Source organism: Pseudomonas sp. P129 (genome assembly GCF_020312195.1).
GTDB lineage: Bacteria > Pseudomonadota > Gammaproteobacteria > Pseudomonadales > Pseudomonadaceae > Aquipseudomonas > Aquipseudomonas fragariae.
Window position 1 is genome coordinate 1 of record NZ_JAGPYS010000023.1, and the last position, 14,822, is coordinate 14,822.

At 60.5% G+C, this 14,822-nt stretch carries 13 protein-coding genes; 5 read left to right on the forward strand and 8 right to left on the reverse strand.

The annotated features are described in order from the left end of the window. Positions 1 to 446: 446 nt before the first annotated feature. Positions 447 to 1,961, reverse strand: coding sequence for a threonine ammonia-lyase, biosynthetic (ilvA, locus tag KBY02_RS25670; RefSeq protein ID WP_263870205.1), 1,515 nt, complete (start codon positions 1,959 to 1,961; stop codon positions 447 to 449). 161 nt (positions 1,962 to 2,122) lie between these two features. Between ilvA and rpiA the strand changes: the two genes are divergently transcribed. Beyond that, entirely contained in the window at positions 2,123 to 2,794 is a 672-nt protein-coding gene (gene rpiA, locus KBY02_RS25675) for a ribose-5-phosphate isomerase RpiA (protein WP_225650855.1), read from the forward strand. A 45-nt stretch (positions 2,795 to 2,839) separates the two neighbouring features. Here the strand turns inward: rpiA and KBY02_RS25680 are convergent, their stop codons facing one another. From KBY02_RS25680 to KBY02_RS25695, 4 genes are all read right to left on the reverse strand, one after another. Then, positions 2,840 to 3,745 carry an SdiA-regulated domain-containing protein gene (locus tag KBY02_RS25680; RefSeq protein ID WP_225650856.1) on the reverse strand — a complete coding sequence of 302 codons (906 nt, stop codon included), beginning with the start codon at positions 3,743 to 3,745 and terminating at the stop codon, positions 2,840 to 2,842. A gap of 126 nt (positions 3,746 to 3,871) precedes the next feature. Continuing rightward, complete coding sequence (locus tag KBY02_RS25685) at positions 3,872 to 4,816, reverse strand: SdiA-regulated domain-containing protein (RefSeq protein ID WP_024640571.1); 945 nt, start codon at positions 4,814 to 4,816, stop codon at positions 3,872 to 3,874. A gap of 181 nt (positions 4,817 to 4,997) precedes the next feature. Then, entirely contained in the window at positions 4,998 to 5,663 is a 666-nt protein-coding gene (locus KBY02_RS25690; protein ID WP_003397169.1) for a fumarylacetoacetate hydrolase family protein, read from the reverse strand. Between the two features lie 80 nt (positions 5,664 to 5,743). Next, on the reverse strand, positions 5,744 to 7,138 hold the full coding sequence (locus tag KBY02_RS25695) for an FAD-binding oxidoreductase (RefSeq protein ID WP_181015766.1): 1,395 nt from the start codon (positions 7,136 to 7,138) through the stop codon (positions 5,744 to 5,746). Positions 7,139 to 7,298: 160 nt separating this feature from the next. Here KBY02_RS25695 and serA point away from each other — a divergent pair, with 160 nt between their 5' ends. Beyond that, on the forward strand, positions 7,299 to 8,528 hold the full coding sequence (gene serA / locus KBY02_RS25700) for a phosphoglycerate dehydrogenase (RefSeq protein WP_002555754.1): 1,230 nt from the start codon (positions 7,299 to 7,301) through the stop codon (positions 8,526 to 8,528). A gap of 235 nt (positions 8,529 to 8,763) precedes the next feature. Here the strand turns inward: serA and KBY02_RS25705 are convergent, their stop codons facing one another. After that, the gene (locus KBY02_RS25705) at positions 8,764 to 9,201 is read right to left on the reverse strand and encodes a DUF4399 domain-containing protein (RefSeq protein ID WP_011269266.1); all 438 of its coding nucleotides are present in this window, start codon (positions 9,199 to 9,201) and stop codon (positions 8,764 to 8,766) included. Positions 9,202 to 9,339: 138 nt separating this feature from the next. After that, positions 9,340 to 9,975, reverse strand: a complete 636-nt coding sequence (locus KBY02_RS25710; RefSeq protein WP_024642008.1) for a 2OG-Fe(II) oxygenase — start codon at positions 9,973 to 9,975, stop codon at positions 9,340 to 9,342. Between the two features lie 141 nt (positions 9,976 to 10,116). On the opposite strand from KBY02_RS25710, the gene KBY02_RS25715 reads away from it, so the two are divergent. Together KBY02_RS25715 and KBY02_RS25720 are read left to right on the forward strand one after the other, a co-directional pair. Beyond that, on the forward strand, positions 10,117 to 10,875 hold the full coding sequence (locus KBY02_RS25715; RefSeq protein ID WP_003420191.1) for a DUF2059 domain-containing protein: 759 nt from the start codon (positions 10,117 to 10,119) through the stop codon (positions 10,873 to 10,875). A 51-nt stretch (positions 10,876 to 10,926) separates the two neighbouring features. Next, the gene (locus tag KBY02_RS25720; RefSeq protein WP_011269268.1) at positions 10,927 to 11,118 is read left to right on the forward strand and encodes a hypothetical protein; all 192 of its coding nucleotides are present in this window, start codon (positions 10,927 to 10,929) and stop codon (positions 11,116 to 11,118) included. Here KBY02_RS25720 and KBY02_RS25725 read toward each other — a convergent pair. After that, positions 11,115 to 12,056, reverse strand: a complete 942-nt coding sequence (locus KBY02_RS25725; protein WP_024642007.1) for an alpha/beta hydrolase — start codon at positions 12,054 to 12,056, stop codon at positions 11,115 to 11,117. The two genes, KBY02_RS25720 and KBY02_RS25725, sit on opposite strands and share 4 nt — an antisense overlap. A 270-nt stretch (positions 12,057 to 12,326) precedes the next feature. On the opposite strand from KBY02_RS25725, the gene KBY02_RS25730 reads away from it, so the two are divergent. Beyond that, on the forward strand, positions 12,327 to 14,714 hold the full coding sequence (locus tag KBY02_RS25730; protein WP_225650857.1) for a penicillin acylase family protein: 2,388 nt from the start codon (positions 12,327 to 12,329) through the stop codon (positions 14,712 to 14,714). Positions 14,715 to 14,822: the final 108 nt, after the last annotated feature.

Sequence of the window (14,822 nt, forward strand, 5' to 3'; positions counted from 1 at the left end):
GCTGCGAGTTTTGCCTGCTCTGTATATTTACCCATGACGCCTCCAAAGGTTGCATCCAACCTTCGGGGGTCACACCAGAGCGTGAGGAACGATAGTCGTCAGTCAGATCACCATCGTGCCCATGCTCCGCGTGGGTACGCCGGTCTGGACGCTCTGCGTCCTCTTGCGACGCGGAGCGTCGTGAACTGCATTCCCACTGGAGCGTGAGGAACGATAGTCGTCAGTCAGATCACCATCGTGCCATGCTCTGCGTGGGTATGCCGGTCTGGAGGCTCCGCGTCCTCTTGCGACGCGGAGCGTCGTGAACTGCATTCCCACGCTGGAGCGTGAGGAACGATAGTCGTCAGTCAGATCACCATCGTGCCCATGCTCCGCGTGGGCATGCCGTTCTGGACGCTCTGCGTCCTCTTGTGACGGAGCGTGAGGAACGAGAAGTATCCTCGGCCTCAGCCCAGAAACAACCGGTACGCCGGGTTCTCGCTTTCATCCCAGTACCGGTAACCAATCTCGTCCAGCGCAGCACCGACCAGGTGCCGCTCTTCCTCCGGCACTACCAGCCCGGCAACCACTCGGCCATCGGCTGCGCCGTGGTTGCGGTAGTGGAACATCGAGATGGTCCAGCGCCCGCCCAGGCGGTTGAGGAAGTTGAACAGCGCGCCCGGTCGCTCCGGGAACTCGAAGCGCAGCACCACTTCATCGTCGACACGCTCGGCATGCCCGCCGACCATGTGGCGGATGTGCAGTTTGGCCAGTTCGTTGTCGGTCAGGTCCAGCACCGGGAAACCCTGTCCGGTCAGGCTGGCGATCAGGGCGCTGCGCGGATCGTTCTCGGGATGGGTCTGCACGCCGACGAAGATGTGCGCCTCGCGATCGGTGTGGTAGCGGTAGTTGAACTCGGTGATCTGCCGCTTGCCGATGGCCTCGCAGAACGCCTTGAAGCTGCCCGGTTGCTCGGGGATGGTCACGGCAATGATCGCCTCGCGGCCTTCGCCCAGTTCGGCGCGCTCGGCCACGTGCCGCAAGCGATCGAAGTTGACGTTGGCCCCTGAATCAATCGCCACCAGCGTCTGGCCGCTGACGCCGCGCTGCTCGACATACTTCTTGATCCCGGCCACGCCCAGCGCGCCGGAGGGCTCGGTGATCGAACGAGTGTCGTCATAGATGTCCTTGATCGCCGCACAGATCTCATCCGTGCTGACGGTGATCACTTCATCGACATAATGGCGGCACACTTCAAAGGTGTGATGGCCGATCTGCGCGACCGCCACGCCATCGGCAAACAGCCCGACCTGGCTCAACACCACGCGCTCCCCGGCAGCCATCGCCGCCTGCAGGCAGTTGGAATCGTCAGGCTCGACGCCGATCACCTTGATCTCCGGGCGCAGGTATTTCACGTAAGCCGCGATACCGGCAATCAGACCGCCACCCCCGACCGGAACAAAGATCGCATCCAGCTGGCCCGGATGCTGACGAAGGATCTCCATCGCCACAGTGCCTTGCCCGGCGATGGTGTCAGGGTCGTCATACGGATGGATGTAGACGAAACCTTGTTCGTCGACCAGCTTCAGCGAGTAGGCCAGCGCTTCCGGGAACGAATCGCCGTGCAGCACCACGGTGGCCCCCCGCGAGCGCACGCCCTCGACCTTGATCTCCGGCGTGGTGCGCGGCATGACGATGGTCGCCTTGATCCCCAGCTCACGCGCTGCCAGCGCCAGGCCCTGGGCATGATTGCCCGCCGAGGCCGTCACCACGCCCCGTGCAGTCTGCTCTGCGGGCAATTGCGCGAGCTTGTTGTACGCGCCACGAATCTTGAACGAGAACACCGGCTGCAGATCTTCGCGCTTGAGCAGCACCTGATTGCCCAGCCGTTCGGACAGCTGGCGAGCGCCTTGCAGCGGCGTTTCGATGGCAACGTCGTAGACGCGCGAGGTGAGGATTTTCTTGACGTACTGTTCAAGCATCGGGGTGGCATCACTGACGAAGCGGGCAAGGTCGGGAAGTCTACTCTGCGTACCGAAAGACGACCATACGAATGACAGGGCTTTGCGGCGCAGTCGCCGCTATAATGCGGGCCTTTTTGCATCCCCCCTCTTCTACCTACATCAGGCACCGTGGAGCCCGCATGACCCAGGATCAACTCAAACAGGCAGTCGCTCAGGCAGCTGTCGACTTCATCCTTCCGAAGCTCGATGACAAAAGCATTGTGGGCGTCGGCACCGGCTCCACGGCCAATTGCTTCATCGACGCACTGGCCAAGCACAAGGCCGCCTTTGACGGCGCTGTCGCCAGCTCGCAAGCCACTGCGGCGCGCCTCAAGGCGCACGGCATTCCGGTCTATGAGCTGAACACGGTCAGCGACCTGGAGTTCTATGTGGACGGCGCCGACGAAAGCGACGAGCACCTGAACCTGATCAAGGGCGGCGGCGCGGCACTGACTCGCGAAAAAATCGTCGCGGCGGTGGCCAAGACCTTCATCTGCATCGCCGACGGCAGCAAGCTGGTGCCAGTGCTGGGCGCGTTCCCGCTACCGGTCGAAGTCATTCCGATGGCCCGCAGCCACGTTGCGCGGCAACTGGTGAAACTGGGCGGCGACCCGGTTTATCGCGAAGGCGTTTTGACCGACAACGGCAACATCATCATCGATATGCACAACATGAGCATCACCAACCCGGTGGAGCTGGAAGCACAGATCAACGCCATCGTCGGCGTGGTCACCAATGGCCTGTTCGCCGCCCGTCCGGCTGACCTGTTGCTGCTGGGCACCACCGAAGGCGTGAAAACCCTGACGCGCTGATAAAACCGGTCATGCCCACGCAAGGTGGGCATGACCCTCACAGGCTCAAGGCTTGCGGAACACGTAAAACAGGTTCGGCTCGCTCACCAGATACAACGCCCCTTCCGCGTCCATGGCCATCCCTTCCGCCTGCGGCACGTCCTTGCTCAGCCCCATCGCCCCTTTTGCCAGCGAGCCGCTACCAATCGGATGACCACTGGTGTCGAGTTCGAGAATGCGCTTCGACTCATCGGACAACGCCAGCAAATGGCCGCTGGTCTCATCGAATTGCAGGCTGGAGAGGTCACGAACCGACAGTCGGCCATCGCGTTTGCTATTGGAGATGACCTGCAGATTGCCGGGAGCCTCGGAGTTGGTCTTGGGAAAGCCGCGCACCTCGATGATCTGCACCGGATCACGCTCGCGGGCGACAAACAGGCGCTTGCCGACCGAATCATAGGCCAGCCCTTCATAGCCTTTGTTGCCGCTGGCGGTGATGCCCAGCGTCAGTTGCTCGGCCTGGGCGGCGTCCAGACTTTTGGTGTTGTCATCGACGTGAATCTGAATCAGCCGGAGCCTGCGCTCATCGCTGATCACGTAAGTGCCCGGACTGATGTATTCGACGGCCTCGGCATCACCGAATCCCACCAGTGGAATGCGCCGCAGGACGCGACCGTCCAGGCTCAGTTCGACCAGTTCGGGGTTCTGGTTGGTCACCGTAAACAGGCTCTTGCGGTCCGGGTCGTAACTCAGGCCCGAGACATCATCCTGCAGCCCGTCGATCACCTGTGCTTCTGTGACGACGCGGTACTGATCCAGGCCAATGGAGTGAAGCGAGTCGGACTGCCAGAACACCTGCCAGTCGAACAGGGCGCTTTCAACATAGCGGTATCGCTGATTGGCGATCACGAATATAACGATCAGAGGTACAAGGGCCAGAAGCAGGACTAAAGAGCGAGTAGAGCGGCGCATGAAGGGTGACTCGGACAGATTGAGCGGAGGGGATTGATACCATGCCATCCTGAAAGCAAGCTTAATGGCATGGTGCTATATGTTTACCGAGTGTGTATCGGTGATCTGTGTAGCTGCCGTCCTGGCTCAGTGCTTGCGCAGCGCCCTGTGAAACGAATAGAACAGGTTCGGTTCGCTGACCATGTACAGCGTACCGGCCTCATCGAGGGCCACGCCTTCTGCGCGCGGAATTGTATCCTTCAAACCATTCATGCCGCCCAACAATGTCATGAAGCTGACCTGCTCGCCTTGATCGTCGACTTCCAGCAACATGTGCGAATCGGCAGACAGCGCGAGCATGTGGCCCGTGCGCGGGTCGATGCTCAGCGAGGACAGATTGCGCATGTCCAGCGAGCGACTCGATAGCGGCTGCTTGTCGCCTGTCAGCACGTCGCTGCCATTACTTTTCCAGGTGTACAGCGCGGGAGGTCGCTCCTCGCCCAGTATCAGCTGCTGACGCTGCGGATCCCAGGCGATGCCTTCGAAGCCCTTGTTCTGGTTGGCGGACTTGCCGAGTTCGTACTGGGGGAAATCCGCGATGTTCAGGGTGGTGGTGTCTGCGTTCACTTTAACAATCGTCAACTTGTGCTGACGCTCATCGGTGATCGCAATCAGGCCATCGTTCATGACGGCAACGCCTTCCGGGTTGCTCCAGCCCACCAGAGGGATCTTGCGCAGTACATCGCCCGTGAGCGTCAGCTCCACCAGAAACGCATTTTTGCCCATGACCGCAAACAGCGTTTTGGTCACCGGGTTATAAGACAGGTCCGACGCCTCGTCCTTTTCCATGCCGGGCAGCACCTTGGCGTCGATATCCACGTGGTAGTCCGGCAGCCAGATGCTGGCGTGACGGCCCGCCTTGCTCTCGAATCGCTCCTGGAACCAGAGCAGCGCGCGATCATCCCAATGCATGATGAACGCCAGCCCATAGCCCAGCAAGGCAACCACTAACAACCACGAATACCAGCGCATGTTGCGCAGGTAAGCGAAGCGTTTTTTGGTACGAGGCGGCGTTGCGGCAGTACTGGCCATTCATGTGTTCCTGAGCAAATGAGACTTCATGACGACGGGGTGCCCTTGCAGGGACGGCCGGATTATCCGGAACAGGTGTGAAAAAAACGCAAAATCGACGAACTATCAGTCACCCCACAAACAAAAGCCACCCGGGAGTGATCCCGCGTGGCTTTGGGCGCTGCCTGAACATGCTGTCGGCTTACCTGACGACGCTCTCGAACGGCGTCTGCCCGACCAGTTCCAGGGCGATCTGGTCGCCGGCTTCGAACGGCCCGACACCGGCAGGCGTGCCGGTCATGATCAGGTCGCCGGCCTGCAGCGAGAAGTTGGCTGCCATGTGCTGGATCATCGGCACGATCGGGTTGAGCATCATGTTGCTGTTGCCGTCCTGAACCACCTTGCCATTGAGAGTCAGGCGGATACCGATGTCCTCAAGATCAGGGAAGGTCTCGGCGGGCACGAACGGCGGGATCACCGCAGCGCCGTCGAAACACTTGGCCAGCTCCCACGGCAGGCCTTTCTCACGCAGACGCGACTGGACATCACGCAACGTCAGGTCCAGACCAGGCGCAAAGCCGCTGATCGCGTCGAGTACTTCTTCGCGCGAAGGGTTCTTGCTCAGGGGCTTGCCGATCAACACCACGATCTCGGCTTCGTAATGCACCGAACCGCGGTCTGCCGGGATGCTGAAGCCACCCTCCAGCGCAACCACCGCGCTGCCGGGCTTCATGAACAGCAGCGGCTCGGTAGGCACCGCGTTGCCCAGTTCCTTGGCGTGTTCGGCGTAGTTACGCCCGATGCAGACCACTTTACCCAGCGGGAAGTGAATGTTGGTGCCATCGACATATTTGTGCTGGTAGCTCATGACGTCTCCTGAGGCTGTAAGAGGTAGCCTGCTTATTGTTGCGACCGTGTTGTTGCGACGGATCAAATGGTTGTGGCAGCTCAAACGGCGAAGATTTTGCCGGGATTCATGATCCCGTTGGGATCGAACACCGCTTTCAACGCCTTCATGTATTCGATTTCGACCGGCGAGCGACTGTACGTCAAATAGTCACGCTTGGTCATCCCGACGCCATGCTCGGCCGAAATCGAGCCGTTGTACTTTTCGACGGTCTCGAACACCCACTTGTTGACCCGAGCACATTTGACGAAGAACTCGTCCTTGTCGAGGCTCTCGGGCTTGAGGATGTTCAGGTGCAGGTTGCCGTCGCCAATGTGGCCGTACCAGAGCACTTCGAAGTCCGGGTAGTGTTCGGCGACGATGGCATCGATTTCAGCCAGAAACTCCGGCACTTTCGAGACAGTGACCGAGATATCGTTTTTGTATGGCGTGAAGTGCGAGATGGTTTCCGAGATGTATTCGCGCAGCTTCCACAGGTTGCGTAATTGCTGTTCGCTCTGGCTCATCACGCCGTCCAGCACCCAACCCTGCTCGACGCAGTGCTCGAAGGTCGCCAGGGCCTGATCGGCGAGGTCTTCGGTGGTCGCTTCGAATTCCAGCAATACGTAGAACGGGCACGGCGTGTCGAAAGGCGACGGCACATCACCGCGCGCCATGACTCGGGCGAAGGATTTGTCCGAGAAGAATTCGAAGGCGGTCAGGTCGAGCTTGCCGTGAAAGGCATGCAGCACCGGCATGATCGAGTTGAAGTCCGAGGTGCCCAGCACCAGCGCGGTGAGGTTCTTCGGCGCACGATCGAGGCGCATGGTCGCTTCGACGACAAAGCCCAGCGTACCCTCGGCACCGATGAACAATTGGCGCAAATCGTAGCCGGTGGCGTTCTTGATCAGGTCCTTGTTCAGCTCCAGCAGATCGCCCCTGCCGGTGACGACCTTGAGACCGGCGACCCAATTGCGCGTCATGCCGTAGCGAATGACCTTGATACCGCCTGCATTGGTGCCGATATTGCCGCCGATCTGGCTGGAGCCCGAAGAAGCGAAATCGACCGGGTAATAAAGGCCGTTGTCTTCAGCCAGCGCCTGCAATTGCCGGGTGATGACGCCCGGCTGACAGACCGCCGTGCGGTCGGTGAGGTTCAGATCCAGCACCTGGTTCATGTAATCGAACGAGACGACCACTTCACCGTTGGCGGCCACCGCGGCCGCCGAAAGACCGGTTCGTCCACCCGAAGGCACCAGCGCCACCAGCCGCTCATTGGCCCAGCGCACGATGGCCTGCACCTGCTCGGTGGTCTTGGGGAATACGATGGCCAGCGGCGCAGGGGTGAACTGCTTGGTCCAGTCCTTGCCGTAAGTCTCCAGAGACCCGGCATCCGTGAGTACCTTGCCAGGGTCAACCAGGGTCTGCAGCTCATCAATCAAAACGCGATCGGTCATTGAATCAACTCTCGAACGATTCATGGGCATCCTGAGAACGGTTCACGTTCGGGATGAGGTTTCGCGGGGCTCATATGCTAGCATACGCCCCCCGCGAGTCGTGCCCAGAGCCGATCCGGCCACCCCCTGCCAATTTTCTTCGGGACACAGGTTTACGCAGATGAGCAAGACTTCCCTCGACAAGAGCAAGATCAAGTTCCTTCTTCTCGAAGGCGTCCACCAATCCGCTGTCGACGTCCTCAAGGCAGCCGGTTACACCAGCATCGAGTACCACACCAAGTCTCTGCCGGAAGCCGAACTGAAAGAAAAGATCGCCGACGCCCATTTCATCGGTATCCGCTCTCGTACTCAGTTGACCGAAGAGCTGTTCGATTGCGCCAAGAAACTGGTTGCGGTCGGCTGCTTCTGCATCGGCACCAACCAGGTTGACCTCAACGCGGCGCGCGAGCGCGGTATCGCAGTGTTCAATGCGCCCTACTCCAATACCCGCTCGGTCGCCGAACTGGTATTGGCCGAAGCCATCCTGCTGCTGCGCGGTATCCCCGAGAAGAACGCTTCCTGCCACCGTGGTGGCTGGATCAAGAGCGCGGCCAACTCCTTCGAGATCCGTGGCAAGAAGCTGGGCATCATCGGTTATGGTTCGATCGGTACGCAGCTGTCGGTGCTGGCCGAAGGTCTGGGCATGCAGGTGTACTTCTACGACACGCTGACCAAACTGCCGCTGGGCAACGCCACTCAGGTGTCGAGCCTGAACGAGCTGCTGGGCATGTCCGATATCGTCACCCTGCACGTTCCGGAAACCTCGGAAACCCAGTGGATGATCGGCGAGAAAGAAATCCGCGCGATGAAGAAGGGCAGCATCCTGATCAACGCCGCGCGTGGCACGGTGGTCGAGCTGGACGCACTGGCTGACGCCATCAAGGACAAGCACCTGATCGGCGCCGCCATCGACGTGTTCCCGGTCGAGCCGCGCTCGAACGACGACATCTTCGAAAGCCCGCTGCGCGGTCTGGACAACGTGATCCTGACGCCGCACATCGGTGGCTCCACAGCCGAAGCGCAGGCCAACATCGGTCTGGAAGTGGCGGAAAAACTGGTCAAGTACAGCGACAACGGTACGTCGGTGTCCTCGGTCAACTTCCCGGAAGTGGCGCTGCCTGCGCACCCTGGCAAGCACCGCCTGCTGCACATCCACGAAAACATCCCGGGCGTGCTCAGCGAGATCAACAAGGTCTTCGCCGAAAACGGTATCAACATCTCCGGTCAGTTCCTGCAGACCAACGAGAAAGTCGGTTACGTGGTCATCGACGTCGACGCCGAATACTCCGACCTCGCCCAGGCCAAGCTGCAACAGATCAAAGGCACCATCCGCAGCCGCGTGTTGTTCTGATCTGAGCGCCGTGCCCACCCCGTGTGGGCACGAGCGATGTTCTTGCGGGCACCTATCGTTCCTCACGCTCCAGCATGGGAATGCAGTTCACGACGCTCCGCGTCGCAAGAGGACGCAGAGCGTCCAGAAAGGCATGCGACGCAGAGCGTCGCACGATAGTTGCGATAATCGTTCCTCACGCTCCAGCGTGGGAATGCCGTTCGTGACGCTCTGCGTCACACCAGCACTGACAGCCCTACTTCACATTGATGGTGATCTTCTTCGATTCGACCGAAGGGTTGAGCGGCATGTGGCCTTTGTCGCCCATCAGCAATTGCAGGGTGTGCTGGCCCGGCGGCAGGTTGATTTCGGTTTCGGTCTGGCCTTTGCCGAAGTGGCGGATGTTGTCGCTGACCGGCAGCGGTGCATTCATCGCCGGCTGGTCCTTCACGTCGATCAGCAGGTGATGGTGACCGGTCTCGGGAACATCGACACCCGCAGGCGCGACGCCCATGCCTTTGAGACCGAATTGCACCTTGAACGGTGAGGTGACCGTTTCACCGTCCTTGGGCGAGATGATGTACACCTCGGCGCCTTCAGGGGCTGCGGTGCGTGGTATATCGGCGGCGCTGGCCAGCATGGATGCGCTGAGCAACAGGCCGGCGACCATCGTTCCAGAAAATAAGGATTTCATGATTGCTCCGGCTGCAGTTGGCGTAAGTCGACCCTCACAGGACGAATCCGTCGGTTCAGGAGTGCTCACGATAGACCGCAGCCAGGCTCAATGGCTCATTGCGTTGATGAAACTGTTTTCATGAACGCAGCCTGCAGGTCACTGGAACAGCTCGTTGCCCCGGCGTCTGAACCACCCCGTCAGTGACAGGCGATCACGACTGGCGGGCATGACTTCGTGGGGAATTTCGCCGGACAGAAAGACCACCAGGCAGCCGCCTGTAGGCTGAACGTCGTAAGCCACATCATCCTTGAGGTACATGCGCAACTGACCGCCGTGCTCGGGCAGCCAGGCGTTGTTGAGGTAGAGCACCGCCGACACCATGCGCCTGTCGTCATCCCGGAATCGGTCCACATGCCTGAGGTAGCGGGCACCCGGCGGATACAGCGCAAAATGGCTTTCGTAATCCTCCAGCCCGAGGAAAAGGCCGCGATTGAGCGCCTGACGCAAACTGTCCATCAGCTCAAGATAGCGATCGCAGCACTGCACCTGCCCCGGTTCAAGCCACTGAATGCGGTCACCGCGAATACCCTCGCGTATTTCCAGTGCCGGCCCTTTGCCAATCGCAGCAGGCTCGAGCTCACCTTCCGCTGCACGTTTGCGGCACTCTTGCTCAAGTTCCAGAGTCAGAGCTTCGGGCAGGAAAATATTCTGCTGCGACCAGCCGTTGGCGGCCAGATCGTCGACGATTCGCAACAGCAGTGGGTGGTCAGAGGGTATGCGCATGGCGTGCATAGTATCCATAAGCTCTGAAATCGGACAGAGGCTTATACAGGCTGTATCACGCGCGCGAAATTTCATTCACCGAAGGCACTCATAACTCGACAAATCCACGCCAACACCGGGAGAATAGCGGCCTGCCGACAGGAGTCCCCAATGCGTCGTTTGTTTGTTTTGCTGTTGATGTTCTGCACCTCACCTGCCTGGGCAGACAGCTACGATCAGTTGTACAAGTCTGCAGGCTGGCCGGAACAGCGCGCGCATTTCAACGATGCCCTCAAAGCTGCCCAACAGCGTTACAGCAACAACCTGCCGCCCGCGGTTTATCAAGCGCTGGTCAATAACAGCAATCAGCGTTTCGCCCCCCAGGCCATGGACCAGCGCGCGTCGAAGCGCCTGCGTGAAAGCCTCAAGGACCCTGCCCCGTCGCTGCAGTTTTTCCAGTCGCCGCTGGGCCGCAAGATCGTCAATGCCGAGCTGACCGCCACCCGCGCCGATCAACTGGCCAAACATGCCCAGGGGCTGCCGCATATCGAAGCGGACGCAACGCGTCAGTTGTTGATCGGCCATCTGGCCCAGGCGCTGCCGGCCAGAGAGGCCGGCGCGGAAGTCAGCCTTGCCATCGCCGGTGTTGCCGCAGACAGCCTCAGCCAGATGATTCCCGGCCTGTTCGGTGGAGGCCAGGCGCAGGGCATGCTCGAAGGCCAGCGCGAGCGACTGATGGCGCAGATGAGTGCCGATCTGAACAACACGCTGCTGTACGTCTATCGCGACCTGTCCGACCCTGAGCTCGAAGAATTCTCGACCTTCGCCGAGTCGCCGGAAGGCAAAGCCTATTACCAGGCCGCTCTGGCCGCGATTCGTGCCGGGCTGGCGGTCGGGCAGAGTGCGTCGAGCCTCAATCCCGGACAGTAAAAACCGTTCAGGCCTTCAAGCGCCTGAGGTCAAAGGAATGGACACCATCGCATGAAAGACTCATTGGCTTTGCTCGCCACCGGTATCGTAATGGCCTTTTTCGCCTGGCTGTTCTGGAGTTCTCTGGGACAGGACGCCTTTGCCGTGTTTGGGGCGTTGATGCTCGTCATAACGGCCGTTGACAACTCCCGCCTGCGCCGACAGGTAAAGGCGCTGCAGGCCGGCAAAACTGAAAAACTCTAACGCAGTCGCCCTTTCAGAAAATCAAAGTACCGAGCCCGCAGCTCTGGCGTTTCGTTGGCCAGATGATGCCGGGCGTGCCCGAGCATCAGTATCTGCGGCTGGCTGAACTTGTCTTTCAGGATCGCCAGATTGTGCGACCAGTCGACCGTCATGTCCGCCTCGCCCTGGATGATCAGCGGGCTGCGCAGGCTGCGCGGCGCACTTTCAACACGCACGATCCATTGCGCCAGCGCGCCGACCCAGGCCGTGGGCAGTCGCAGCGGCTGTAACGGATCGGCCATCAGAAACGGCAGGAACGCGGGCGCATTGGAGTTTTCGGTGAAACGGCGGGCAATGCCGTTCACGAACGGTCTGAGCAGGTGATAACTCAGACGCGACCAGCCCCAGGCGCGCGGCCTGACCAGCGGCGCCAGCAGGATCACCTCGCCCTGCGCGGGCGAGTCTGCGCCCTGATGAAGCAGGTGATCCGTCACGATGGCACCGCCCATGCTTTGTCCGCACAGGTGCCAGGGATGTGGTAGCCCGAGGCCTTCGGCTTCGAGCAGCAGGCGTTGCAACACCAGCTGGTACTCGGCGAAGTCATTGATGCAGGCACGACTGCCGCTCGACAGACCATGCCCCGGCAGGTCGCAGGCGATCACCGCAAAGCGCTGCTCCAGAGCCCATTCGATCACATGCCGGTACAGTCCCATGTGGTCATAGAAGCCGTGAAACAGAAACAGCGTGGCGACCGGGCTATCAGGCAGCCATACCTGCCCGACCACCTCGTAGCCCGCCACATCGAGGCGCCCCAGCCAGCTGCGTATGACGTTCTCGCCACACAGTCCGGCAAGACCGTAGAAGCGCTGATAGGCCAGTCCCTCCATGGAAAGCGGGTCAATAACGCTCAGCGGCAGCAGGCTGGCACGCAGGTTATCGGGGTCGAACGTGACGGACATGTGGTTTCCAGATTTCAACAAATGGCTCGTAAAGTTGTGTAACGATATTCTTCTGTCTGCTCCGGCATGGCAAGCTAAGCGGCTGTAATCGCAGATATCTGTCATCGAACGTGCACATTGTTGTCTGCACACTGGGCGATGCTCGCGAATTCACTCGCCCGAATTCGCCTTGAAGCCGTTTCAAACAGACTCGTGTGTCGGGTTTCATCGAGTCAACTGCGTCACAACGATAGTCTCCATTCCTGCCTACGCCATTTACAGAGAAAACGGATGAAACGCAGCCTCTTCATTCTAGCCATCATCATCGCCCTGCTTGCGGGTGGCGCGGGCTGGTACGTAAATAGCAAACTGCCGGTACGTGATGGCGAGATCGCCATGAGCCGTCTTCAGGCCCCCGTCACCCTGCGCTACGACGAGCGTGGCGTGCCGCACATCCGCGCCGAGAACGAAGCCGACCTTTACCGTGCGCTGGGCTATGCCCATGCTCAGGACCGACTGTTCCAGATGGAAATGCTGCGTCGCCTGGCACGTGGCGAGCTGGCAGAGGTACTGGGGCCGAATCTGCTCGAGACCGACAAGCTGTTCCGCACCCTGCGCATTCGTGAGCACGCGGATGCGTATGTCGCACGTCAGGACAAGAACACCCCGACCTGGAAAGCGCTGGAAGCTTACATCGACGGCATCAACCAGTATCAGGACACCCACGCAAGGCCGATGGAGTTCGACGCGCTGGGCATTCCCAGACGACGCTTCACCCCAGAGGACACGGTCAGCATCGCCGGCTATCTGGCTTACAGCTTTGCCGCGGCATTCAGAACCGAGCCACTGCTGACCTACGTGCGCGATCAGCTGGGTCCGGAGTACTTGAAAGTCTTCGACCTGGACTGGCACCCGGACGGCATGCTCGACTCGAAACCGGCACTGGCCGACGCCGACTGGAAGGGCCTGAATCAGCTCGCGCAGTTGAGTCACAAGGCGCTTGAAGACGCTGGCCTGCCGCAGTTCGAAGGCAGCAACGCCTGGGTGATTTCCGGCAGCCGCACGCAAAGCGGCAAACCGATCCTCGCCGGTGACCCACACATCCGCTTCTCGGTGCCTTCGGTATGGTACGAAGCGCAGCTGTCGGCGCCGGGCTTTGAGCTGTACGGGCACTTTCCGGCGCTCAACCCGTTCGCGTTGCTGGGCCACAACATGGACTTCGGCTGGAGCCTGACCATGTTCCAGAATGACGACGTGGACCTGATTGCCGAGAAGACCAACCCGGATAACCCGAATCAGGTCTGGTACCACGGGCAGTGGGTGGACATGAAACGCACCGAGCAGCAGATCGCCATCAAAGGCCAGGCCCCGGTCACACTGACGCTGCTCGAATCGCCGCACGGCCCTATCGTCAACAACGTGATGGGAAAGAACGCCGGCCAGGCGCCAATTGCGATGTGGTGGTCTTTTCTGGTGTCTGCCAACCCGGTGCTGGACGGTTTTTACGAGGCCAACCGCGCCGATACGCTGGACAAGATGCGTAGCGCGGCCGAGAAGATTCAGTCGCCGGGCCTCAACATCGTCTGGGCCAACGCCAAAGGCGATATCGGCTGGTGGGCTGCGGCGCAATTGCCGATCCGCCCGCAAGGCGTCAACCCCACCTTCATTCTGGACGGCAGCACGGCGCAGGCCGATAAGCTCGGTTTTTACCCGTTCAGCGCCAACCCGCACGAAGAAAATCCGGCGCGTGGTTACATCGTCTCAGCCAATTTCCAGCCGCTGTCGCCGACCGGTATACAGATTCCCGGCTACTACAACCCGGCCGAACGTGGCCAGGAGCTGAACCGACAACTGAGTGACGCCAGCATCAAGTGGGACCTGGCCGCCAGCAAAGCGCTGCAACTGGACACGCAGACCGACTATGCACCGAGCATTCTCAGGCCATTGATTCCGGTACTGCGCAGTGTTGTCAGCGACCCGGACGAACTGGCACTCGTGGAACGACTGGCCAGCTGGAAAGGCGATTACCCTGTCGATTCGGTGGGCGCCACGCTGTTCAATCAGTTCCTGTTCGACCTGACCGAAGAGACCTTTCACGACGAACTGGGCGACGCGATGTTTGAAACCCTGCTGTCGAGCCGCGTAATGGACGCTGCCCTGCCGCGCCTGGCCGCCGATGCCGATTCGCCGTGGTGGAACAATCGCAATTCACCCCACGAAGAAAGCCGCGCCAACACCGTCAAGGTGGCCTGGCGCGCCAGTGTTTCGCATTTGAGGTCGCTGTACGGCACCAACCCGGACGAATGGGTGTGGGGCAAGGCGCATACCCTGACCCAAGGCCACCCATTGGGTTCGCAGAAGCCGCTGGACATGATTTTCAACGTCGGCCCGTACGCAGCGCCGGGCACGCATGAAGTGCCGAACAACCTGTCGTCGAGCATCCGCCCTGCCCCGTGGCCAGTCGGCTACGGCCCCTCGACGCGCCGCCTGATCGACTTCGCCGACCCGGCGCACAGCCTGGGGATAAACCCGGTAGGACAAAGCGGCGTGCCGTTCGACAAGCACTATTCGGATCAGGCCAAGGCCTTCGTGAACGGCGAGTACCTGCCACAGCGCTTCAGCGAGAAGGATGTGGCGGAGCATACGGAAGGGGTTCTGCGGCTGGTGCCGGGGGCGTAGCGACACTCTCTGCGCCGGGCCCGGAAATGGGGCTTCTGCCCGGAGGGCGTGGGAGCGAGCTTGCTCGCGAACTGTCGGGAACCGACAGTGAAACCGTCACGTACGGTA